20 protein-coding genes and 1 pseudogene are annotated in these 24287 nt (G+C 34.3%); 3 read left to right on the top strand and 18 right to left on the bottom strand.

Going from position 1 to position 24287, the window contains the following annotated elements; all coding sequences use genetic code 11:
* Window positions 1-9 precede the first annotated feature (9 nt).
* From FDO66_RS00590 to FDO66_RS00570, 5 genes are all read right to left on the bottom strand, one after another.
* Window positions 10-978, bottom strand: coding sequence for an ABC transporter ATP-binding protein (locus FDO66_RS00590; protein WP_141430464.1), 969 nt, complete (start codon window positions 976-978; stop codon window positions 10-12).
* Complete coding sequence (locus tag FDO66_RS00585) at window positions 953-1966, bottom strand: ABC transporter ATP-binding protein (protein WP_141430463.1); 1014 nt, start codon at window positions 1964-1966, stop codon at window positions 953-955. The genes FDO66_RS00590 and FDO66_RS00585 overlap by 26 nt, the downstream gene beginning before the upstream one ends.
* Before the next feature lie 371 nt (window positions 1967-2337).
* The gene (locus FDO66_RS00580) at window positions 2338-2763 is read right to left on the bottom strand and encodes an SRPBCC family protein (RefSeq protein WP_141430462.1); all 426 of its coding nucleotides are present in this window, start codon (window positions 2761-2763) and stop codon (window positions 2338-2340) included.
* 34 nt (window positions 2764-2797) lie between these two features.
* Entirely contained in the window at window positions 2798-3610 is an 813-nt protein-coding gene (locus FDO66_RS00575) for an N-acyl homoserine lactonase family protein (RefSeq protein ID WP_141430461.1), read from the bottom strand.
* A gap of 240 nt (window positions 3611-3850) precedes the next feature.
* Window positions 3851-5266, bottom strand: a complete 1416-nt coding sequence (locus FDO66_RS00570; RefSeq protein ID WP_141430460.1) for an amino acid permease — start codon at window positions 5264-5266, stop codon at window positions 3851-3853.
* A gap of 327 nt (window positions 5267-5593) precedes the next feature.
* Between FDO66_RS00570 and FDO66_RS21140 the strand changes: the two are divergent.
* From FDO66_RS21140 to mmuM, 3 genes and pseudogenes are all read left to right on the top strand, one after another.
* A pseudogene (locus tag FDO66_RS21140) lies at window positions 5594-5836 on the top strand (GntR family transcriptional regulator); the annotation flags it as partial.
* A 9-nt stretch (window positions 5837-5845) separates the two neighbouring features.
* Window positions 5846-6280 carry an FCD domain-containing protein gene (locus FDO66_RS00565; protein WP_258535516.1) on the top strand — a complete coding sequence of 145 codons (435 nt, stop codon included), beginning with the start codon at window positions 5846-5848 and terminating at the stop codon, window positions 6278-6280.
* A 79-nt stretch (window positions 6281-6359) separates the two neighbouring features.
* Entirely contained in the window at window positions 6360-7337 is a 978-nt protein-coding gene (gene mmuM / locus FDO66_RS00560; protein ID WP_141430458.1) for a homocysteine S-methyltransferase, read from the top strand.
* 281 nt (window positions 7338-7618) lie between these two features.
* Here mmuM and FDO66_RS00555 read toward each other — a convergent pair whose 3' ends face one another.
* From FDO66_RS00555 to FDO66_RS00495, 13 genes are all read right to left on the bottom strand, one after another.
* Window positions 7619-8542 carry a DMT family transporter gene (locus FDO66_RS00555; RefSeq protein WP_141430457.1) on the bottom strand — a complete coding sequence of 308 codons (924 nt, stop codon included), beginning with the start codon at window positions 8540-8542 and terminating at the stop codon, window positions 7619-7621.
* A 44-nt stretch (window positions 8543-8586) separates the two neighbouring features.
* A complete protein-coding gene (locus FDO66_RS00550; RefSeq protein WP_220095133.1) occupies window positions 8587-9837 on the bottom strand; it encodes a trans-sulfuration enzyme family protein in 1251 nt (416 codons plus the stop codon).
* A 356-nt stretch (window positions 9838-10193) separates the two neighbouring features.
* Window positions 10194-10919 (bottom strand): amino acid ABC transporter ATP-binding protein, encoded by a 726-nt coding sequence (locus FDO66_RS00545; RefSeq protein ID WP_141430456.1) that lies wholly within the window; start codon window positions 10917-10919, stop codon window positions 10194-10196.
* Complete coding sequence (locus tag FDO66_RS00540; protein WP_141430455.1) at window positions 10916-11572, bottom strand: amino acid ABC transporter permease; 657 nt, start codon at window positions 11570-11572, stop codon at window positions 10916-10918. The genes FDO66_RS00545 and FDO66_RS00540 overlap by 4 nt, the downstream gene beginning before the upstream one ends.
* Window positions 11573-11670: 98 nt before the next feature.
* Entirely contained in the window at window positions 11671-12489 is an 819-nt protein-coding gene (locus FDO66_RS00535) for a basic amino acid ABC transporter substrate-binding protein (protein WP_141430454.1), read from the bottom strand.
* A gap of 393 nt (window positions 12490-12882) precedes the next feature.
* Window positions 12883-13806, bottom strand: a complete 924-nt coding sequence (locus tag FDO66_RS00530; RefSeq protein WP_141430453.1) for a DMT family transporter — start codon at window positions 13804-13806, stop codon at window positions 12883-12885.
* A gap of 287 nt (window positions 13807-14093) precedes the next feature.
* On the bottom strand, window positions 14094-15767 hold the full coding sequence (locus FDO66_RS00525; protein WP_141430452.1) for a glycoside hydrolase family 66 protein: 1674 nt from the start codon (window positions 15765-15767) through the stop codon (window positions 14094-14096).
* Between the two features lie 7 nt (window positions 15768-15774).
* Window positions 15775-16581 (bottom strand): carbohydrate ABC transporter permease, encoded by an 807-nt coding sequence (locus FDO66_RS00520; RefSeq protein ID WP_141430451.1) that lies wholly within the window; start codon window positions 16579-16581, stop codon window positions 15775-15777.
* A gap of 9 nt (window positions 16582-16590) precedes the next feature.
* Complete coding sequence (locus FDO66_RS00515; protein ID WP_141430450.1) at window positions 16591-17475, bottom strand: carbohydrate ABC transporter permease; 885 nt, start codon at window positions 17473-17475, stop codon at window positions 16591-16593.
* A 23-nt stretch (window positions 17476-17498) separates the two neighbouring features.
* Complete coding sequence (locus FDO66_RS00510) at window positions 17499-18758, bottom strand: ABC transporter substrate-binding protein (RefSeq protein ID WP_141430449.1); 1260 nt, start codon at window positions 18756-18758, stop codon at window positions 17499-17501.
* 23 nt (window positions 18759-18781) lie between these two features.
* Complete coding sequence (locus tag FDO66_RS00505) at window positions 18782-19999, bottom strand: ROK family transcriptional regulator (RefSeq protein ID WP_141430448.1); 1218 nt, start codon at window positions 19997-19999, stop codon at window positions 18782-18784.
* Between the two features lie 301 nt (window positions 20000-20300).
* Window positions 20301-22181, bottom strand: coding sequence for a molecular chaperone HtpG (gene htpG / locus FDO66_RS00500; protein WP_141430447.1), 1881 nt, complete (start codon window positions 22179-22181; stop codon window positions 20301-20303).
* A 196-nt stretch (window positions 22182-22377) separates the two neighbouring features.
* Entirely contained in the window at window positions 22378-24060 is a 1683-nt protein-coding gene (locus FDO66_RS00495) for an SWIM zinc finger family protein (protein ID WP_141430446.1), read from the bottom strand.
* Between the last annotated feature and the right edge of the window lie 227 nt (window positions 24061-24287).

Below are 24287 nucleotides of genomic sequence, written 5' to 3'. Positions count from 1 at the left end.
TTAGCAAAATCATCCCTCAAGATGACATGCTGAAAAATGACCTGGTTTAACTTCTTTAAATATTGGTCTTTCAAGAGAACATTTTTCTATCGCCATAGGGCATCTGGTATGAAAAGAACAGCCGGTCGGCGGATTTGCAGGACTTGGTACATCTCCTTGGAGAACAATTCTTTCTTTTTTATAATCAAAGTCAGCAATAGGAACTGCTGAAAGTAATGCCTTCGTATAAGGATGTTTTGGATTCTGGTACAGCTCTTCACTTTCCGCTAGTTCAACGATACGACCAAGATACATGACGCCAACTCGGTCACTTATATGCCTAACTACCCCTAAGTCGTGAGCAATAAATAAATATGTAAGATCATATTCTTTTTGCAAGTCTTTCATTAGATTCAACACTTGGGCTTGGATGGAAACATCCAGTGCTGAAACAGGTTCATCTGCCACAATAAGTTTTGGATTTAAGCTTAATGCTCTAGCAATCCCAATACGCTGACGTTGACCTCCACTAAACTGATGAGGATAGCGATTTGCATGATAACCATTTAAGCCAACTATCTCCAATAACTTACGAACTTTGTTTTTCCGTTCTTCCTTATCTTTTACCCCATGTACAATTAATGGTTCTTCTAGAATCTTTTCTACTGTGTGCCTTGGATTTAATGATGCAAATGGATCCTGAAAGATCATTTGCATTTGACTGCGCAGCTTCCTCAACTCCTGCTTTGGAAGATTCGTAATATTTTTACCCTCGAAAATGATTTTACCTTCGCTAGGTTCAAGAAGTCTTAGCAGCATTCGACCTGTTGTTGATTTTCCGCATCCGCTTTCACCAACAAGTCCAAGCGTTTCCCCTTTTTGAATGGTAAATGAAACATCATCTACAGCTTTAACATCACCAATCTTTTTTCCAAATACCCCTGCACGAATTGGGAAGTTCTTTCTTAAATGTTCAACTTCCAAGAGTGGTTCTGACATGCGCATCCTCTTCCTTCCCATCTTGATATAGCCAACATCTAACCTTTTGTCTGTTTTCTAAAACAGTTAAATGGGGAGTTTCTGTTACACATTGATGATTGGCATGAGGACAGCGAGGTGCGAAGTGGCAGCCTACTTCAATGGAACCCGGTTTCGGGACATGGCCTGGAATCGAATACAATCGTTCCTTTTTCTCACGCATATCAGGTACAGACTGAATCAAGCCAATCGTATACGGATGTTTTGGTTGTTTAAACATCGTACGTGCATCAGCTTCTTCAACAATTTTCCCACTATACATAACGATAATTCTTTGACACATTTCAGCGACTACGCCTAAATCATGTGTGATCATAATGATTGCTGTATCTGTTTCTTGATTTAACTGCTTCATCAAATCCAAAATTTGTGCTTGAATAGTTACATCTAAGGCTGTCGTAGGTTCATCAGCAATTAATAGTCTTGGTTCACAGATCATTGCCATTGCAATCATTATGCGTTGTCTCATTCCACCAGATAATTGATGAGGATATTCTTTTATCAATTGTTCAGCACGTGGCAGGCCAACTTTTTTCAACATTAGGATTGCATGTTCCTTCGCTTTCTTTTTTGACCATTTCCTATGAATTTGAAGAGACTCTATCAGCTGCTCCCCAATCGTAAATACTGGATTTAAACTTGTCATTGGCTCTTGAAAGATCATAGCAATGTCATTACCACGTATACTTCTCATCGCTTTCTCAGATGCACCGACAAGATTCTCACCTTTAAAGATAATTTCACCTTCCACTTTCCCATTACTAGAAGGAACTAATCCCATGATAGACAAGGACGTAACACTCTTTCCACAGCCTGATTCACCTACTATCCCAACAATTTCTTTTGGACTTACTTCAAAATCAATATGATTCACAACAGGGATCACACCATCATCTGATAGAAAAGTTGTTCGTAAACCTTTTATTTCTAAGATTGGATTTTCCACCACTTTCCTCCTTTCGTAAAGTTACAATCACTTTAAGAAAAAAACTAGCATTAGAAACTCTTGTAAACTCAAAAAACCTGACAGATTATGTATCATTTTTCTACTATTTGTATTATTATAGTATTTTTTACCTTATTTGAAAATAGTTTTAATTCAATATTTTTTGAATTTTATTAAGATACATGAATTTTCTTATCTTTCAATCTGTGCATCAGGTTAGGAATAAATAATACAAAAAACCCTCTCCTTTTCGTTTCTCTTGTGAGGGTTTCATGCATTTATTTTTTATATTTATACATATTAATTATATTAATATATTAATTAACCAGAAATGATTTTATAAATAAGATACAAATCTTTCTAATAATGCATCGTTATTCAAGGATGTTTTTTAAAACCGTTAGATTTTTCTTTACTTCTGCTTGAATATTACTTTTGAATAGCTTAAGCAAAAAGCTGTTTAAACCTGTTGGCTTCATATTCACGATATTATTTAGCAACGTCCTATTTCCTACTTGCTTCAGTTCATATTTTGCTTCATAAGGAAATCTTCCACCGGTTGCTTCGAAATGCAGGTACTGATTATGTTGAAGCTCTAGTAAAGTTACCGTTTCTACTTCTACCGACTGACCTAAATCTCTTTTTAATCTGTAAGTATTTCTTTCCTTGTAATCACCTATCGGTTCTACATTCATAACAGCATAATTCCAATTAGAGAAGTTCTCCATTTTTCTAAGATATTCGTAAATTCTATTAACACTGTTATTAATAATGATTTCATTATGAAATGAAACTTCCATGATTATATTACCTCCTTTTTAGCAATTCTTTTATTTACACAATCACTTGTGGCTGAATTTCTGTATCATGATTCACTATTACTCTTCTACAATCATCTCGTTTTGAAAATTCGCTTAGCCAGATTAAAGATTGATCTGCTTCATCTACACTTGTTGTTACTCCTGGTAGAATATGTTGTTCCCAAGATTTTCTTGCATAGCCCACATCACTCCCAAGCAAGATCCATCCGTCATCGGTTTTAACAAGAAAAGAGACTTGACCTTTACTGTGACCAGGTGTGAATACTACATACAACGAACCGTCTCCAAATAAATCGATCCCTGATTTGTAAGGGCCATAAGGAATTGATTTCAGCTCAAATGTTTCAATTGGTACGCCTTCCCACATAGAGCGAATATAATTGGCATCGTTATTAGCAGCTTTCCATTCTATATCAGAAACGAGAATTTTCTTTGCACCAGCAACATGTTTAATTCCGCTGACATGATCTGAATGCATATGAGAAAGTATTACAAGATCAAGATCACGATCATGATATCCTAAATGCAGAAGCTGTTCTCGAATGGATTTGCCCTCTGGTAAATCCCCTTTAATCATCGTGCTTGCCATAAAGCCAAGATGCTTGCGCTCATTAGTGCGTATTTCTTCATTCCATCCAGCATCAACCAAAATTAAACCCTTTGGATGCTCAATCAAATAGGCGGAGACGGGTACCCACATTCTCCAGCTTTTTGGTCGAAGCCATCCTGAAAATGGAAGTGGATGCAGCGTTTTCTCACGAAATGGCAGTGCTCGATCAACATTGACAGTACCAGTGTGAAGTACATGAATTTTTGTTTTTGTCATTATGAATCTCTCCTTTTTAATAAATGACATATCATCTATTTATATAGTAAATGATGTATCATTTAATTTCAATCATAAAAACTTGTATATGGAGGATTTTTTATAATGAATAAAGAAATAATCATTAAATTGAAATGATGTTTATTTCAAAACAGATTACCTAGAGGATAAGTAAATAATTAAGGAACTCAAGAAATGTTAGCTTGAGTTCCTTTTTTCATCCTATCATTATAAAAGAGTCTATGAAGCTTTTTCTGTATAACGGATTTTCTTCTTATTGATGATGCCTTGTCTCACATAGTAAAAAATATAGCAAAAAGCAACAAACGGAATGGTATAAAATAGTGCCATTCTTTGTGCTGGATCAAATACAACAAAGATACAAGATAAGAAGCATAAGATGAAAGCTGCAATAGGAACAATTGGATATAACGGTGTTCTGAATTTCAGATCTTTTACATCATTCCCCTCTTTTATATAGGAACGACGGAACATAAATTGAGATGCAGCTATCCCCATCCAAACAATCACAACTGCTAATCCAGAAATCGAAACTAATACAATATATACAGTTTGAGCTGGAATAACACTAGAAATTAGAGATAAAACTCCACCGAAAGTAGTGACAATAAGTGCAGTAAATGGAACTCCTCTTTTATTTACTTTTCCAAAGGTTTTTGGAATCATTTTTTCATTTGATAAAGACCAAAGCATACGAGAAGCAGCATATAAACCAGAATTTGCACATGATAGAATAGCTGTTAAAACAACAAAATTCATAATGGTACCAGCATATGGAATTCCAATGCTATTAAACACTAAAACAAAAGGACTTTGATCCACTCCAGCTTGCTTCCAAGGAATTAAAGCTGAAATCACGGTAATGCTTCCTATAAAAAAGATAATCAGTCGTATAAGCGTTGTATGAATCGTTTTAGGAATTACTTTTTCTGGGTCAGCTGTTTCACCAGAAGCAACACCAATTAATTCTGTACCGGAAAAAGCAAAGTTAACGGCAAGCATGGTTAAAAATACAGCACCGAATCCATTCGGGAAAAGTCCATCCTTTACAAAATTAGAAAACAAAGGTGCTTCTGTGTATCCAGACATAGGGATGACACCAAATATAGCTAATGCCCCAATTAATATAAATAAAATAATAGCAATTACTTTAATACTAGAAAACCAAAATTCTGTTTCTGCAAAAAAACGGACTGAAAAAGCATTTAGGGAAAAAAGGAATACAATAAAGAATACACACCATGCCCAAACTGAAGTTGCCGGGAACCAACTTTGCATAATTAAGCCAGCAGCTGTGAATTCAGAACCTAGCGCTACTGTCCATGTTAACCAATAAAGTAATGCCATCGTAAAACCTGTTCCCGGACCAATAAATTTAGTGGCATATGTATGAAATGACCCAGTGACAGGCATTTTCACAGTCAATTCACCTAAACAGAGCATAACTAGATACACAATAACAGACCCAATCAGGTAAGCGAGTAATGTACCTATTGGACCAGCTTGATTGATCGTATAACCTGAACTTAGAAAAAGCCCTGTTCCAATAACACCACCAAGTGAAATCATAAATAAATGTCTACTTTTCATCGTTCGTTTTAATGGACTGTCGTTTGTATTTTTTGTCTCTACCATCAATGAACCTCCTCTTATTTCTAATGTTTTAATAATTTTTAAGATCGCTAATCACAGAATTAAATTAAAACATACCTATTTCTATTATTCAAAACTAAATTTTCATGGATTCTTCTCCTTTTATCATGACTCGTGCTGGATAATACAAATTATACTGTGTAATATATATTGTATATTGTATAATACATAAAAAATAGCACTCTTACATCAAAGACACAACTATATTGTCAGAAAATATAACAAGCTTTTTTCAACTATGTTGTTGAACATGGTTAAATTAAAAAATGAAAGATAAAAGAAGATTGAAATCCTGCATATACATTCAATATATTATATAATGTATTTAATATTATTCTTAAGGAGGAACCCCTTATCAAAAAGGTATATCAATCACTCAAAGACCATGTTTATGATTATATTGCAACTGAAATTCAAAATGGTACTTTACTTCCTAATCATAAAATAAATGAAGTTGAATTAAGTAAAAAATTAGAAGTTAGTCGAACACCTGTTAGGGAGGCCTTGATCCAATTAGCCTCAGAGAATTATCTCGAGTATCTGCCTAGAAGAGGGTTTATCGTGAAAGAGCTTGATACAAAAAAGAAGCTTGATGTATTCAAGGTAGTCAGTGTGCTAGATGCATTAGCGGCTACTCTATCATTAGAACAAATTACTGAAGATGATATTGAAAAAATGGAAGAGTACGTAAAAAAAATAAACATTTCCATTTCAGAAAAAAACTATAACGATTATCAGAAATACCAAAAAGAGTTCCACAATGTTTATCAACAAAAATGTAATAATCCCACGCTTACTGATATGCTGGAATCATTGCAAAATAGTTTTGTCAGACAAGTTTATGTAAGTAATGATCAAAATAAGCTTTTTGCTGTTTCAGAGCAAATGAATGAAGATCATAAAGAAATTGTAGAGCACTTTAAAAACAAAGATAGCAGTCAATTAGAGAAGATGATAAAGAAACATTGGGAAATAAAACATAAGGATATGATCTAATAGACAGCCATCAGGAGGAATTAACGAAAACCTCATGATGGCAGTTTCACTTTATATAAAAAAAGGCGGCATATTATAGATGAACAATAACCCAATTCTACAAATTATTAACCAATTCAACGTGGTTATTTTAGATGGTGCAATAGCAACAGAAATTGAGAAAAAAGGAGTGGATATCAAGCATGATTTATGGTCTGCGAAGGCCATTATTGATACCCCCGATAGTATCAAGCAAGTCCATTTTGACTATTTTCGTGCAGGTGCAGATATAGCGACGACTAACACTTACCAAGCCACTATTGAAGGCTTTAAAAAAAATGGTTGGTCAGAGCAAGATGCAGAGCAGCTTATTACAAAAACGGTACTGATTACAAAAGCAGCCCGGGATGAATTTTGGGAATCTCTATCAGAACAAGAGAAGCTCACAAGACCGTTCCCATTAGTAGCAGGCAGCATTGGACCATATGGAGCATATTTAGCAAACGGCTCAGAATATACTGGAAACTATGATTTATCTGACGATGAATTTCAACAATTCCATTTACCTCGAATGAAGTTGCTAAAAGAAGCAAATATTGATTTATTTGCTTTTGAAACGATTCCTCAATTTAAAGAAAGCAAGGTCCTTGCTCAATTACTTAAATCCTATTTTCCAAATGATTACGCTTGGTTATCTTTCAGTATTGCAGATGACAGACATCTTAGTGATGGAACTGATTTGGAGGAAGCTGTTGCATATTTTAATGAATACCCTAATATTTGTGCAATTGGTGTGAACTGCACATCTATTTCACATATCCCACAGGTTATTTCAAAATTAAAAAAAGTGACATCCAAACCAATCATTATTTATCCAAATTCAGGGGAAATCTACGATGCGCAGACGAAATCATGGCATCAGGAACAGCAGTATGAAAATTACGGACTCATTTCAAAAAATTGGTATACAAATGGTGCAAGTTTAATTGGTGGCTGCTGTAGAACAACTCCACAAGATATTCATCAGATTAAAGAATGGGCTCGGCAAGACATTCACAATATACCTACTTCTAAATAAGAAAAGCGTAAGTGCCTTGATCATCGACGTACAAACTGGAGGGGCTTCGACTGAGATAAAGGAAACACGATGAGCGACAGCGAATCGATGTTGACTTATCGTAGGGAGAAGACCTGAAGTTTGATAGTCGATAGGCGCTGGAGCTAGACAGTAATCTAACTTCAGATATAAACTCTGATTTTATGAATAAAAGCCCATTTGACAGAAAGGTTCATTAACCATTTCTGTCAAATGGGCTTTTGATTTATTAATTTAACTTTAGACAATAATCAATCTATTAATTAAATACTATTTGTCTTTTGCATTTCCCACGAAGTTTTCTCATGTACTTTTACAGCTTGATTTTTCTTACTTGATAAGTACACCCCTAAAAAGACCAGTAGACCTCCAACAAGCTGGATAAGTGTAATAGGCTGTCCTAGAAAGGCACTGATAATGGCTGTAAAAACGGTGATTAGATTTAAATAGATGCCTGCACGACTTGCCCCTATTTTCTGAATTGCGATATTCCAAAATACAAAAGATCCTACGGACGGTAAAATACCAATATAAAGGATACCTACAATAGCTTGTTCACTATAAGGTAAATGAACGCCATTGAAAATCATAAAAGGAATTAATAGAATGATCCCAATTAAAACAGATACTGCTGTTGCTGAAATGGGAGGAATCCCTTTCATCTTTCTTGTTAAAATGGAGTAAACGGTCCAATTAAAGATCACAAACAGCATAATTAAGTCACCTTTATTATAATGGATACTAAAGACTTGCTGTAAGTGTCCTTTCGTTAAGATAAGCAACACGCCGAGCAAAGAGATAAACAATCCACCAATGTTGATCAGGCCCAGCTTTTCTCTTAAAAAAATTACCGAAAACAAAACGATTAAGGCTGGATTTAAAGAGTTAATAAGTGCGGCATCTACAGATGTTGTATATTCCAACGCTGTGTATAAGAAAAAATTATATCCTATAATACCAAACGCAGCCGTTGGCAATAGAAGCTTCCACTGCCTCCATACTTTTTTCCAATCAGGACGTTCAATTATTTGTGCAATTGGGAACAAAAGAACAACGGCAATGATCCATCTCGTAAACGTGATTTGCAACGGATCCATTTCAGCAACAACATATTTGCCAAATACGTAATGCCCGCCCCAAAATAAATTAGCGATAACAAGAAATATAATGACCCAATATTTTTTCATTCTAAACGTACTCCTATGCTTTTAGTATTATTAAGGATCGTAGATTAGATAAGTTGTAGCACTTTTTCAAATTCAGAAATGAGATCCTCAATATTTTCAAGACCTGTAGATATTCGAATCAAACCTTTTGAAATGCCTACCTCTTTAAGTTCATGATCATTTAAATTACGGTGAGAAGTGATCGCTGGTGAACAAACGGAGGTTTTAACATCTGCCAAGCTAGGTACAAATTTTATTCCCTCTAAATTGTCAATAAATGTACGATAGCTCTCGTCATTTCCTTTTAAATCAATGGTTAGCATTCCTCCAAATAACCCATTATTGAAAAATGAATTAGCCAGCTGAAAGTTTGGAGAAGAATGTAGTCCTGGATAAAAAACTTTCTTAATTTTTGGATGACTCTCGAAAAAAACTGCTAATTTCAAGGCATTATTAGAATGTTCCTTCATTCGCAGCTCCAATGTTTTTAAACTACGAATAAGAATCCATGCATCAAACGGACTCATACAACCACCATAAAGCGTTCCGACCTTATCAATGGCTTTAATCGTCTCCTTATCCGATACGATAATGCCGCCAGTCACATCTCCATGTCCACATAAATACTTCGTAGCGCTATAGACAACAATATCCGCTCCAAGCTTTAACGGCTGACATACAATAGGTGTCGCAAAAGTATTATCAATTACTAGCTTTGCATGATGTTTATGTGAAACTTTTGCTAATTTTGTGATATCGTTCACTGCCATCATCGGGTTCGAGATCGTTTCTGTGTAGACAATTTTCGTATTTGGCTTAAAGTGCTGTTCAAAATCTTCTTGATCAAAATCAACAAAGGTCACATCAATATTAAATTTGCTTAATTGATATTTTAAAAATTCATAGGTTTCCCCATATAACACATGAGATGCCAAAACATGGTCACCTGACTTTAGATGTGTTATTAGTGTAGAGGTAATAGCAGCCATTCCTGAAGAAAAAACAAGTGCGTCTTCCCCACCATCAATCGTAAACATCATTTCTTTTAGCGCTTCATGAACAGGATTTGTCATTCTTGAATAAATAAAGCCTTCAGCTTCACCATCGTAAACTTTATTTAAGCTATCAACATCTTCAAAGGCAAACACTGAACTTAAAGTGAGAGGAATCGTTTCAGGAACAGACAATGATTTCGGATTATGACTTCCTAGTCTGGTTAACATTGTTTTAAAGTTTTGCTTCATTTCGTCGCCTCCAAATACAATACGAAGAGAGATCATTTGATCGTAATCAATTTCAACTTTATTAAATTGCAAGTTTACATGATTTCCTAATTTCTATAACTTTATATATTTGTTGTTTTCTCCATTTTTTAATGGAACATTTTCAGTTTAAATTTCTTTATTTTTCCGATTATGCTTTTCAACATTTGAAAATACTTAGTAAGTTAACTGAACTAGTCTAAAATATATAATATTGTATATTGTATAATGTATATTTTATAATTTACCACTTATACTATTAATCTGCAATTACCTTATTAATAAACTAGCAAAAAAACACTCAAATTAAAGAATTGTTTCCAATTTCTTATATATAATTAAATGAAAGACTTTTTAATAGCAATCAGTTTTTCAGTAACAATAGTGTATATTGAATCATTGTTAGCTTTTCATAGTACCTTACTCAAAAAGGATTTTGTTCTTGTTTCCTGGGGATTGGCAAATAATAAACTTGGAATATTTTCCTCTACAACATATCCACCATCCATAAAAATTACTCGATCTCCTACTTCCTTTGCAAAGCCCATTTCATGCGTTACAACAACCATGGTCATTCCTTCTTTTGCAAGCTGTTTCATAACTTCAAGCACTTCTCCAACCATTTCTGGATCTAATGCGGAGGTTGGTTCATCAAATAGCATAATTTTCGGTTCCATTGCAAGAGCTCTTGCGATTGCAACACGCTGCTTTTGACCACCTGATAATGAATTTGGATAAACGTGTGCTTTCTCTCCCAATCCTACTTTTTTCAGCAGCTCTAATCCCTTTTCCCGAACTAATTTCTTCTTTTCCATTTTTCTTACTTTTATTGGAGAAAGCATAATATTTTCAAGAACTGTCATATGAGGGAATAGATTAAATTGCTGAAATACCATTCCTACTTCTGTTCTAATTTTATTTATGTCCGTTTTTTCATCTGTTATATCTGTGCCTTCAATATAAATATGTCCATCTGTAATGCTTTCTAATAGGTTTATACATCTTAAAAAGGTTGATTTTCCAGAGCCTGAAGGACCGATAACGACAACAACCTCTTGTGGCTTTATTTCAATATTAATATTCTTTAGAACCTCATGTTCACCATAAGACTTCTTTAATTTTTCAACTTTAATCATTCTGTTACAAACCTTCTTTCAAGACGATTTAAAAAGAAACTTAGAGAAAGAGTTAACAATAAATAAATGAACGCAGCTGTAAGGTATGGCTCCCACACGCGGAAATATTGTGCCCCCATCGCTCTTCCCCAGTACATAAGCTCTGGTGCTGCAATAACTGAAACTAAGGAGGAATCTTTTATTAATACGATAAATTCATTTCCAAGAGGGGGAATCATTCTTTTAAATGCTTGCGGCAAAATGATATATCTCATCGCTTGGATATGATTCATTCCAAGGGAACGAGCAGCTTCCATTTGCCCCTTATCAATTGATTGAATTCCAGCACGAAAAATTTCAGCAATATAGGCTGAGGCATTTAAAGAAAGTGCAATAATTCCGGCAGCAATCGCATTCGTACCCCCTGTAAATAATGGGACTAAACCAAAATGAACAATAAGAATCTGTACTAATAACGGTGTACCGCGAAAGAAAGTAATATAACTGATAAAAGGAAATGCAATCAGCTTATTTCTGCTTATTTTTCCTAAACCTACTAATAGCCCTAAAACCGTTCCAATCAAAATACCCGCAATAGTTAATCCAACAGTCAGCAATGTTCCTTCCAATAAAAAAGGAGCATATTCTATGATGATATCCGCTCGAAAGTCCATTTATTTTCCCCCTTTAAACTGAAAAATTGCGTAACGCTTTTGATTAGAGCTACGCAGTTTTTCTCTAAATCCTTAACTTTTTTTATTTGAATATATTTCTATTGCTGTGCTTTTAAATCCTCAATATCTGGTTCTGATTTAAACCATTCTTGATAAAGTTTTGCATAAGTTCCATTCTCGTATAATGTATTAATCGCCTTATCAAAATCAGCTTTTATCTTCGCATCTTTTGGAAAAGCAAGACCGTAATATTCAGGTTCAAAGCTACCTTTATCTTCTATTACAATTAATTTTTTATCTGGATTATTCTTTGCATATTCTTCTACAACGGTATTATCCGCAACAACAGCATCCGCCCCACCGCTTGTTAATTCCATGATCGCTAAATTCGTATTTTCGAATTTTTTAATGTTTTTATTATTTTTCCCTAAAAGTCCTTCAACTGCTTCCTGTCCAGTTGTTGAACTTTGCACCGCAACAATCTTATCCTTTAGATCATTCGCGCTTTTAATAGTACTGTCTTCTGGAACTAAAATTTTATTTGTTGATAAGAAATAAGGAACTGAAAAATCATATGTTAGTTTTCTTTCATCATTAATCGTAATAGCAGAAATCCCCACATCTGCTGTCTTATTTTTTAACTCTAACAACAATGGCTCAAATGGAACATGAACTAGCTCATATTTATAACCTGCTTCTTTTGCTGCAGCTTTAAGAAAATCGGCATCAAAACCAACAATTTTACCTTTATCCATATATTCAAATGGAGCATAAGCAGCATCCGTTACGACTCTTAACGTCTTTTTAGAATCTGTTCCACTGCTAGCACTCTCTTCAGTTTTATCTTTGCTTGTCCCACATGCAGATAAAATTAAAGTAAAAATAAGTACTAGAATAAATATAGAAAATTTCTTCATCGTCTTAATAACCCCCTAAATTTTTAATAACATTAAGTAATTTCACTTTTTTCCAACATGGTAATTCATAAAAAAATCTAGTGCCTTGAATCAGGTGCTACTAGGAGAGACTGCGCTAATTGTGTTGTACCTCCTTTTCATACCATTATGCAATATATCTTTATTACACACCAATAAATATATTGTGTTATATATATTGTATATTGTATTTTTTATAAGATATCACCTTTTCATAAGGTGTACAATTATATTGTCAGAAAAATTGACATGTTTTTTTCACAACTAAACAAAAAGATTTTTTCACTTCTTTTGTGTACCCACTCCCAAATAAATGAAACACAAAGAAGGATGATCCTATTGACATTGATCATCCTTCTTTAAAGTTAAAAAAGATTAATAACTATTTGTCTTACGCAATTCCCACGAAGTCTGCGGTTTAACTTCTATTGTACGACTTTTTTTACTAGATAAGTACACTCCTAAAAAGACAAGTAGACCCCCAACAAGCTGGATAAGTGTAATAGGCTGTCCTAGAAAAGCACTTATAATGGCCGTAAAAACGGTGATAAAATTCAAATAGATTCCAGCACGACTTGCTCCTATCTTCTGAATAGCTATATTCCAAAATACAAAGGATCCTACCGACGGTAAAATACCAATATAAAGTATACCTACTATAGCTTGTTCACTGTGTGGGAAATGAACACCATTGAAAATCATAAATGGAATTAATAAAATGATCCCAATGAAGACTGATGCTGCCGTTGCTGAAATTGGAGGAATTCCTTTTATTTTCCTTGCTAAAATGGAGTAAACAGTCCAATTAAAGATCACAAACAGCATGATTAAATCGCCTTGATTATAATGAATGCTAAAGATTTGCTGTAATTGTCCTTTCGTTAAGATAAGCAACACGCCGAGCAACGAGATCAACAAGCCTCCAATATTTATCGGACCGATCTTTTCCCTTAAAAAAATAACCGAAAACAAGACAATTAACGCTGGATTTAAAGAGTTTATTAGCGCTGCATCTAAAGATGATGTATATTGCAACGCTGTATACAAGAAAAAGTTATACCCTATAATTCCAAAAGCAGCCATTGCTAATAGAAGCTTCCACTTCCTCCACACTTTTTTCCAATCAGGGCGTTCAATTATTTGGGCAATAGGAAACAAAAAAACAACCGCAATAATCCATCTGATAAAAGTAATTTGTAATGGATCCATTTCTGCAACAACATATTTTCCAAACACGTAATGCCCACCCCAAAATAAATTAGCGATAACAAGAAATAAAATGACCCAATATTTTTTCATTCTAAACGTACTCCTATGCTATGTATTATTTATGGATTGCTGATTTGATAAGCGGTAACAATGTTTCAAATTAAAAAGTAAGATCCTCTATATTATCAAGCCCTGCAGAAATACTGATGAAGTATTTTTAATACTCATACTATAAACTCTATCGTTGCTAAAGAGTCAACAGAATTTTCAATCAATTTATTAAGCAATAACTAAACATTTCGGCCATTGAATATATAATGCACGAAAAAAAACGAATCTAAATAGATCCGTCTTTCCTCCATACTATATATTTGCCCTTATTGATTTTTGATAACTAATGTACCCCATACTTCAATAGAAGGGACATCGATAACAGCATACATGCCTCGATCGTTTTTCACGATTTCATATTTTAGCTTCTTCATAATATTGTCCTGGTCAGGTGAAGAATAAAAAACACTTTCTACTTTATAATTCAATTGAACTTTTACTTTGAATGAGGACGTTGGAACAACCACTTTTTCTTTATTCCATATTGTATCTTGATTTCCGTTCAAATTAATAAATGACATCATTTGCATATTTTTATTTTCTTTAATAGTAACCCAAATTTTATCAGAAATCGGATTTGGACTGTAGCTAACACCTTCAATGATATATTCTTGATTATCTCCCTTACAATGAGTTAATGATACATCACGTAAAGATTCATCAAACCATATATTCATAAAGCGAACAATATGATCATAGTATTTACGCATTCTGTTATTAAAGCCTTTATTTTGGCTTTTATAATAGTTAGGATAGTAGCCTTCAGTAAGGTACCCATTATTTTCTCCTATTAACAAATGATATCCACCACATGTCGTAATAGTCGCGGTTAATATAAGAGCCGCATTCTCTGCACCTATGATGTTGTCTTCGTTAAAAGGCTTCAAATATGCTGCTAAAACTACGGGTTTATGACCTCCCCACGATTTAGCATCCACAATGATTTTACGAATATGTTCATAATCCGTATAAGGATCCCAAACTTCAATATAAATAGCCTCTTGATTTGCCTTTGCAACCGTATTAACTGGCCAATTTCCCACATTGTTAAAAATTAATGAAACATCCTCTTTTACGCTTTTCAGTTGTTCTTTCGTATGGTCTATTAATACAGGGAACTGATCTTCTAGATTCTGAAGGATACCATCTATTGAGAAGCCTACTTTAGGAAATCCATACGTATCCATATGAATGCCATTAAAACCAAGTTCAATCGCTTTTTTATATTCATTGATGATATAGTGGTGCCAAGGAGAATGTTCATGTATGTTCATAATATGAAGAAAATCGAAGAATGTAATGGGCTCATTCGCTGAGTTATAAAGTGCCCACTCTGGATGCATTTCAAATAGCTCTTTCGTTGCTCCATAGATAGCCCCGTAAGCTAGATTTTGCATTCCATATTTTTTAGCTTGTTTTATTCGGCTGCATATGGTTTTTAAGGAAAGCTTTCGATCCAATAAATCCGCGAACACTTCCTCTTTTGGAATGAAATCATCATGTCGATACATCCAATCATAATATTGAACGTAGTTAATATGCATTTTATTCATCCAATCTAAGCTTGCAGTATCCTCTTCTTGTCCCACGAAAAAATCACTTAAAAATCCATACCGTACTGTTTTTTTATGGGAATCAACGATGTCACATGCAGTTGATGCAAATCCTATTAATTTATCATTTTTATATAAACTTGCTTCTACTCCAAATCCCTTAAAACCCTCTGATCTTCTATCAAAAACAATTATTTCTCGTGAAAAATAGCCACCTTCAGATTCTAATACAGCCTCTTTCCGATCCACTACTTGATCCAGATCGATCAGTTCTACTTGAACTCGAATGGACGTCGCTTCTAGTACGAACCATTCAAGCTGAAAAGAAAGCTCTTCATCGGATAGAAACTGTGCTTTCGTTGGGAAAATATCTGCATATTTTAACATTTAGTTTTCACCCTTTAACTGCACCTGCAGATAAACCTTTCATAAAATATTTTTGTCCTAATACGAAGACGATGACTGCTGGAATCATAGCCATAGTCGTTGCTGAGGCCATTAAATGCCATTGTGCACCGTATTGCTGGAAAAACATCGAAATAGCGAGCGGAATGGTTTGTACTTCTTGATCCTGTAAATAGAAAACGACTTGAGAATAGTTATTCCAAATGCCAATTCCATTAATGATGACTACACTTGCTGTGACTGGTGTTAAAAGAGGCAATACAATATAAAAGAATACCTGCAAACGATTTGCCCCATCAACAATTGCTGCTTCTTCTAATTCTTCAGGAATAGAAGACATGAATCCTGCATATAAAAAAGTGGCAAATGGCAAGGCATTCGCTGCAAGCAGAAGCATCATTGCCCAACGAGAATTAATTCCGCCAATCGCATGCATAACTTTATATAATGGGACGCTATTGATAATCGCTGGGATCATCATGCTAAATAAAAATAATAGGTAAATCGCTTTATTAAAAAAGATTTTAAAACGGGCAATTGCATACCCAGCGAAGGAAGATGCCATAATTAATATAAGAATGGCTCCGAAAGTAATAACAAAGGAATTCGTCAAAGCTCGAATAATATCAAATTTAGTAATTGTGTCTGTAAAATTAGAAAAAGTAAGTCCTAATCCCTCTTTTCTTTTAATACTCTCTGTTGTAAACGCAAGGTATAGCAAAACACCAAAAGGAATAATTGACACGAGTGAAAGGAGCAATAACGTCATATAATGTGCAACTTTATATACTTTCATGTTTACCCCCTAAATGGCCAGCCCTTTCCGTTTTGTTAGCAAAATATACGTGATCACAGGAATAACTGTAATAAAGAACATAACCATTGCAACTGCTACAGCATATCCAGTTGATCCTCCATACACCATACGTAAAATATAAATACTTAACGATTCCGTTGCATAGCCAGGTCCCCCATCTGTCAACGCAACGATTGCATCAAAAATGGCAAGCGAACCGATTATATTGGTGATGACATTGATCGTAATAGCAGGCATCAAATTAGGCAGCTTTATAGAAAAAAGCTGACGAATATACCCAGCTCCATCAATTTCTGCAGCTTCATACATTTCATGAGGAATCCCATGCAGCCCTGATAGGTAAATCACCATCGTCATTCCAGAGAATTGCCATACGTTGATTCCAATTATCCACGCCCATGCCGAGGTTGGATTTGCTAGCCAATCATTTACTAAGAATCCTAGCTTCATGTGTAAAAATAGGGACGGTAAAAAACCATCATTTTGTATGATAAACGTCCAAATATACGCCATAATTAAAGGAGAAATGATCGCTGGCAAATACACAAGTGTACGTACCAGCTTCACTCCTTTGATACGGTTATTTTCTAAAAGCAATGCATAGATCAAGCCAGCAATATTTAATAATGGAGCGCTAAACAGGGCAAACAATATCGTATTCTTAACAGCTGACATGGCCCGCTCATCTTTGAAAAAATCAATGAAATTTTGCACACCAATAAACCGTGGCTTTGTAAACCCATCCCAATTGGTCAAGCTTAACCAAAATCCATTGAAAAAAGGATAGAGAAAAAAAACAGCAAAAAGGACTAAGGCGGGTAAAGCAAATAGATAGCGAGCTTTAAATGGCTTCAATTTATTTCGGACGTTCATGATAACAACGCCTCCACTATTCACTACTTCTTACTTTTATTCCATGCTTCACTATAAGCTTCAGTAAAATCCTGTGCAGTTTTATATTGTCCTGACAGGAAGGCTTGAACGTATCGACCGCTATCATCACCAGAAAAACCAGATGGAAAGCTGGTAAAGCCAATATTTACACTTTCTTTTTTGGCGTTTTCAAATTCACTCTTCTTGTCACTCCAGTTTGAATCGATATTTTCAAAGGCTGATGGAGATTTCATGAATTCACTGTATCCCTTTAAATTCTCTTCTTTCAGAATAAATTTCAAAAACGCTTTTGCTCCTTCTTTGTTTTTTGCTTGACTAGGAATCGCATAGGTTGAATCTTCGGCTACCAATAGGAGTGGTTTTTCACCATCCTTCATAGATGGAAATGGCATAAAACCGATATTCATTTCTTTGTTTTTTTGAAGAATGGCACTCATTGCCCAAAATCCTTGAGGAATGGCAATCGCTTCACCTTTTGCAAACTTCTCAATTTGTTCATCATAGGAGGCCGTAATCGCATTTTGATTGATGAGCCCCTTCTCTTTTAACTCTGCTAACCTTTCAGCAAACGTATAAATAGGTCCATCGCTAGAAGCAAAATTTAACACCGATTGATCATTGTTAATAAATAATTTTTTCGCTTCCAATACACTATATTGTTCTTTTACGATCCCATGTCCCCAGAACTCCATTAAATGACCAAGGGTCCAGGAATCCTTTCCTCCAAGATACAATGCATCTTTTCCTTCATTTGCAGCCTGCAAGCTTTCTAAACTCGTAATAAAATGATCCCACGTATCAAAAGCAATCCCTTCTGGAGCCAGGTCTTTATTATAGAAAATTCCTGCCATTGTCTCGTTCGTAGCTATTTTATATTGCTTTCCTGATTTAATATCTGTCACCAATTGTTTAATATTAGGGTTAATATGATTCCAAATATCTTCTTTTGATAAATCTTCAAATTTTCCTGCATCAATATATTCCTGTGTCACATCTGTATTTGTTAAATCTGGAACATCACCTGAAGCTAGTTTCGTTTGCATTGCACTGCTCGCATCTTTTTGAAATTCTTGTACGACCTTATATTGAGAATTTTGCTTATTAAATTGATCAATTAATTCATTCATATAATCCACAGATTCAACTTTCCCATTAAAAAATTTAACTGTTTTCTTCTCACTACCATTCGAAGAATTGGAACATCCAACAATTAACATCAATGCCATTCCGATAATAGCCAATACCGATACTTTTTTCTTCATTACTTTTTCCCCCAATGATTTATTTAATAAATTCGTACTCTATCTGCTTCAAATATGGGTACCTTAAACAAATGATTGATTGCAAGTAACGCAGCACCAGTTAACCATGCATCTGATGACAATTTACTATTTCTTATATCTGTATAAATTTCAGCCTTTGAAAAAAAATTCTCTCTCACGATCTCTTTTACTTTTGGCATAAACAATTCTTCGTACTCCATCCCCTCTCCAGCTACAATAACTGTTTCAGGGTTTAGCGTATTGATTAAATTCAGAATGCCATAACCTAAATATTCACTCATCTCATGCATTAACCGAATGGCTAAAGCATCTTTTTTTTCTACTGATTTGGAAACGTTTTCAAAAAGAAAGTCCCTTAATATTGTTTCTGGATATTCCGGCAGCAGCTCTTTCATTTTGTTTTTAAAATAAAATTCTGAAGCATACATCTCTAAGCAGCCTCGCTGCCCACAGTGACATGGATAGCCGCCAACCTGAATGATTGTATGACCGTACTCTCCTGCTCCGCCAATCGCTCCGTAATAAATACGTCTATTCATCACAATCGATAATCCTAATCCTGCCCCAACGGATACTAAGGCAAAATTTTTTAATTCTTTTCCTTTTCCAACCCATAATTCAGCTAAAGCATAACCATTAATATTTTTATCTACAAAAACTGGAAGGTTAGGAAACTCCTTTTCTAACATTTTGGCGATCGGGATATTAGCCCAACCTAAAATAGAAGACCGAATAATGAAGCCTTCTTCCCGATTCACAAGACCAGATGAAAGGACACCGATCCCCATTAATGATTGCTTCTCCTTTTTTACTTGATTTAAAAGCCATTTTATTTGCTGGGAAATCATATTCACAACGTCTTCAGGTATTGGATCTTCTTTATAAAGGATTTCACTTTTTTTTAGTATTTGTCCATCCATATTCGTAATAGCTACTAAGCTGCGCACTTCTTCAATCTTTACCGCAGCGATTAATCCATAATTTTTATTGAATTCTAGTAATTTCGCTCTCCTTCCTCCAGTAGATAATGACTCACCAACTTCAACAATGACCTGCTGACTCATTAATTCATCTAAAATATAAGTAAGCGTTGATTGCCTTAAACCACTATTGGAGGCAATTTCTGCTCGACTTATCCAGGGGTGCTCTCTTAAAATATTAATGACCTTATAACGATTAATGTCTTTTATTAATTCCTTGCTGCCTTTTCTAATCTTCATGAGATCTCCCCTTCAACTGACTAGACATCACAAAGTAAAAAATTTGATAACCAACATCAAAAGAGTGAAAAATAGGAATAAAAGATCAAAAACACTTTCTTTTTTCAGTGAATGATATATGTCTTTCTACACTATAACGAAAACGCTTTCATTTTACAACAAAGATTTTCAAAAGCGTTCCATGAAATTATTTCATAGAAATTTCTTATTCTTTTAGTTTTCTTAAGTCATAAATTTAAAGGATTAAGTCACGATTATTAAAAAAATGAAGCATGGGTTTTAGCCCACGCTTCATTTTTTTTTAGACCATTATTTTACAGATGTTATTTGAAAACTCAACAGGATCATTAATTGCCAATCCTTCAATTAGTAAGGCTTGGTTGTACAAAAGATTTGTAAATAAAGATACTTTTTCTTTATCTTTTTCAAACGCATCTTTTAATGATTGAAATACTTCATGATTTACATTAATCTCTAACACTTTATCCGCTTTGACATTTTGGTTATCAGGCATAGCATTCAATATTTTTTCCATTTCAATCGTTACTTCACCCTCTGCAGATAAGCATACCGGATGAGATTTTAATCTTTTGGATACTCTGACATCCTTTACTTTTCCAGACAAAATATTTTTCATATAGTCAAACAAGTCTTTGTTTTCATTTGTCTCTGAATCTTTGTTCTCGTTGCTTTCTTCTGATTCAATCCCTAAATCGCCACTAGACACTGATTTGAATTCTTTCTCTTTATACGTCATTAACATTTTGATGGCGAATTCATCGATATCATCTGTGAAATATAACATTTCATAGCCTTTTTCAGATACAACTTCTGTTTGCGGCAATTTTTCGATTCTTTCATTTGATTCGCCAGATGCGTAATAAATATATTTTTGGTCCTCTGGCATTCTTGATACGTATTCATCTAAAGTAACGAGCTTTTTCTCTTTGGAGGAGTAGAACATTAATAAATCCTGCAATACTTCTTTATCGCTTCCAAAATTACTATAAACGCCATATTTTAACTGTCTGCCGAAGGATTTATAGAACTCTTCAAATTTCTCTCTTTCATTTTTCAATAAGCTTTGCAGCTCGCTTTTGATCTTTTTCTTAATGTTTTTTGCAATTAGCTTTAATTGGCGATCCTGCTGTAAAATTTCCCTTGATATATTAAGAGATAAGTCCTCGGAATCAACCATTCCTTTTACAAAGCTAAAATAGTCAGGAAGTAAGTCGGCGCATTTTTCCATGATTAAAACACCATTTGAATAGAGCTCCAACCCTTTCTCATATTCCTTTGTATAATAGTCAAACGGAATGTTCTCGGGAATAAATAAAATAGCATTATATCTTATCGCACCATCAACGCTAGTATGGATATGTTTTAGCGGCTTGTCAAAACCGTAACGCTTTTCTTGATAAAAATTCTCATAGTCTTCAGAAGTCAGCTCATTTTTATTTTTTCTCCAGATCGGAACCATGCTATTGATAGTCTGTTCTTCCTGATAATCCTCGAATTCGTTTTCACTGCCTTCTTTTGGACGGCTGCCAGTGACATCCATTTTAATTGGGTAGCGAATGAAATCAGAGTATTTTTTGATGATAGACTTTAATCGATACTCTTCTAGATACTCATCATACTGATCATCTTCGATATTTTCTTTGATTTTCAAAATAATTTCTGTACCGACAGAATCTTTTTCGAATGGAACAATCGTGTAGCCATCTGCCCCTTCTGATTCCCATTTGTACGCAACGTCAGATCCTAGAGCTTTACTGATAACGGTTATGACGTCCGCTACCATAAAAGCGGAATAAAATCCTACTCCAAATTGACCGATAATATCATGTCCATCTTTTGATTCATTTTCTTTTTTAAAGGCTAAAGAGCCACTCTTAGCAATAACACCAAGATTATTTTCAAGTTCTTCCTTCGTCATCCCAATCCCAGTATCAGAGATTTTCAATGTTCTATTTTCCTTGTCTGCAATCACCTTTATGTAGTAATCATCTTTGTTAAAGCTTAATGTATCATCGGTTAAAGCTTTGTAATAAATTTTATCGATTGCATCGCTGGAATTTGAAATTAACTCTCGTAAAAAAATCTCTTTTTGAGAATAGATGGAGTTAATCATCATGTCTAAAAGTCGTTTAGATTCTGCTTGAAATTGCTTTTTTTCCATGTTATTTTTCCCCTTTCAAAATATGCGCTAAAAAAGGTAGCTACTACTACTTTAACTATCATATTTTAGCACTCTATTCACTTGAGTGCTAATCACTATTTTAATAACATATATTTTATCATGTGTCAATATATGTCTCCTAACGCTGAAAGTCTACGAGTTCGAATTCGGTAAGAGATATTTAAATAGTTCATATTTACTTAATCTTCCCAAGCTCATCGACAAACGCTGGTCTTCTGATATATTTTTCTCTTAAACTTTGGATCATTTCATGTGCATGGTGATCACCAAATGCCTTTTTATATGTTTTGATGAGACTGCATACATTCTTATATTTTTTTCTATCACTCGCTTGGGCAGCTGATGCTTCGATATAAGTGATAAAAAGATCATTTACTTCATCGAAATAATCTTTTACTAAGTATGGAAATAAGGTTTGTACGGAAGAAATATTTTTCTTACAATATTCAAGAATCTCCTCTGTTAAATTTTCTTCAATTAATATCTGTAAAAAGACAGATGGACGATGAGACTGTAATTTAAAATATAAAATAATTTCCTTTAGGACCTCGTCCCACTCATTTGGCTGATATAATTTTTTCAGTTTAGCATAATACTCAAAATGACTTACATATAAAAATTCTAACGCTAAGGCCTTTTGTTCAGATATGGCTCCCATCATTTCATAAGCCTGAAATCGATATTTTTTCCATCGAGAAACAAGACCCCGGTATTCCTTATCCACCTCTTCTCCTTCCTTACAAAGACGAATTACTTCATGATAATCTTCTTTTTTAAGCAATCTGTTAATCGCTATTTCTCTTATTGGACTATAATAGACATTTTCATTGATGAACTGCTTTACTTTCTCATCTCCATCGAATTGCTCTAATAGTTCCAACTGAAGAAGCTTTACATTTTCCTTTATATATTTTGAATTCCATGCATCGTTTCCTGCTTTTTCAATCATCCTATTAAACAAGGTTTCCAATGTTAATCTTAAATCAGCATTGCCTGCAAAATAGACACAAGCTTTTAATAGACTGATGCTCCAATCCGTCCACCCTTCATAGCGTGAATTCTGTGCTTCCTTCAAAATAGCCGTAAACAACGTTTTTTCTTGTTGTTGATTCAGTTGATCAATCCCTTCTGATACTGCCTCATCGATCATCTCTAAGCTAGTGTTTATGATGTCACCTACAATTCCACTTGAATCGTCGCAGTATTGGAGCATATCTACAACAATAGATAAAACAGCAATACACAACAATACAGCACTTTCCGTTTCCCCATCCTCTATTTTTGCTTGTGCTTTTTCAAGTGTTATCTCTGCTCCCTGTACCGCATCACTTACATATCTCCATTCGATAAAACCATGACGTTTTGACCGATTAATATATTCCCTTATCAATTTTTTGCTTACAGAAATTTCATCCTTAGCTGGAGCGTATTTGAATAGAAGCTTCTTTTCTATTTCAGGATATTCGTATGAGCTTTCAAGGATAATATTAATGAGATCATCTTTTGAGAGACTTGATACAATTGTTTTTAGGTTAACTTTTTTTTCAGGTTTTGTAGTTTTTTTCTTTCTGGACTTCTTTGAATTTCCTTCCTTTTCATCTTTTAATGCAAAAAATGCCGCAGCTTGGTGCTTGCAAAACTCTCCCCAATCATACGGACAATCACAATCGGTTTCCAAAATCACTTCATTTTCATTTAATTTAATACTTACTGTATAAATCTCTGAACCAGCAACCTCGACAATATATCGATTGTTATCTATTTCTTTTATTTCTTCAACATTTCCATTATTAAAATAATCCCGACCACGTTGCAAAATGACGTCATCTATTTGCTCTTCAAATTCAAAAAGCTTCATTTTATTATTATTCTCCTTTAGTATTTTTTCTTCATATTAGCATTTTTATATCCATATTGATTATTAAGAAACTAAAAAACCGCAAAACAAATTTGCGGTGGTTTTTACTCATATTCAGCTTTCTCTTCAATAAATCTTACTAAATTTTCAAATTGCTCTTCATACATTCCTTTTACGGCCCCATCCAAATAATTTTACAGTCCATTTATAGATAAAATGACTTGGGA

This window comes from Bacillus sp. 03113 (assembly GCF_006546985.1).
Classification (GTDB): domain Bacteria; phylum Bacillota; class Bacilli; order Bacillales; family Cytobacillaceae; genus VATK01.
The sequence above is the reverse complement of the archived record's forward strand: the minus strand, read 5'-3'. Positions and strand labels throughout refer to the sequence as shown.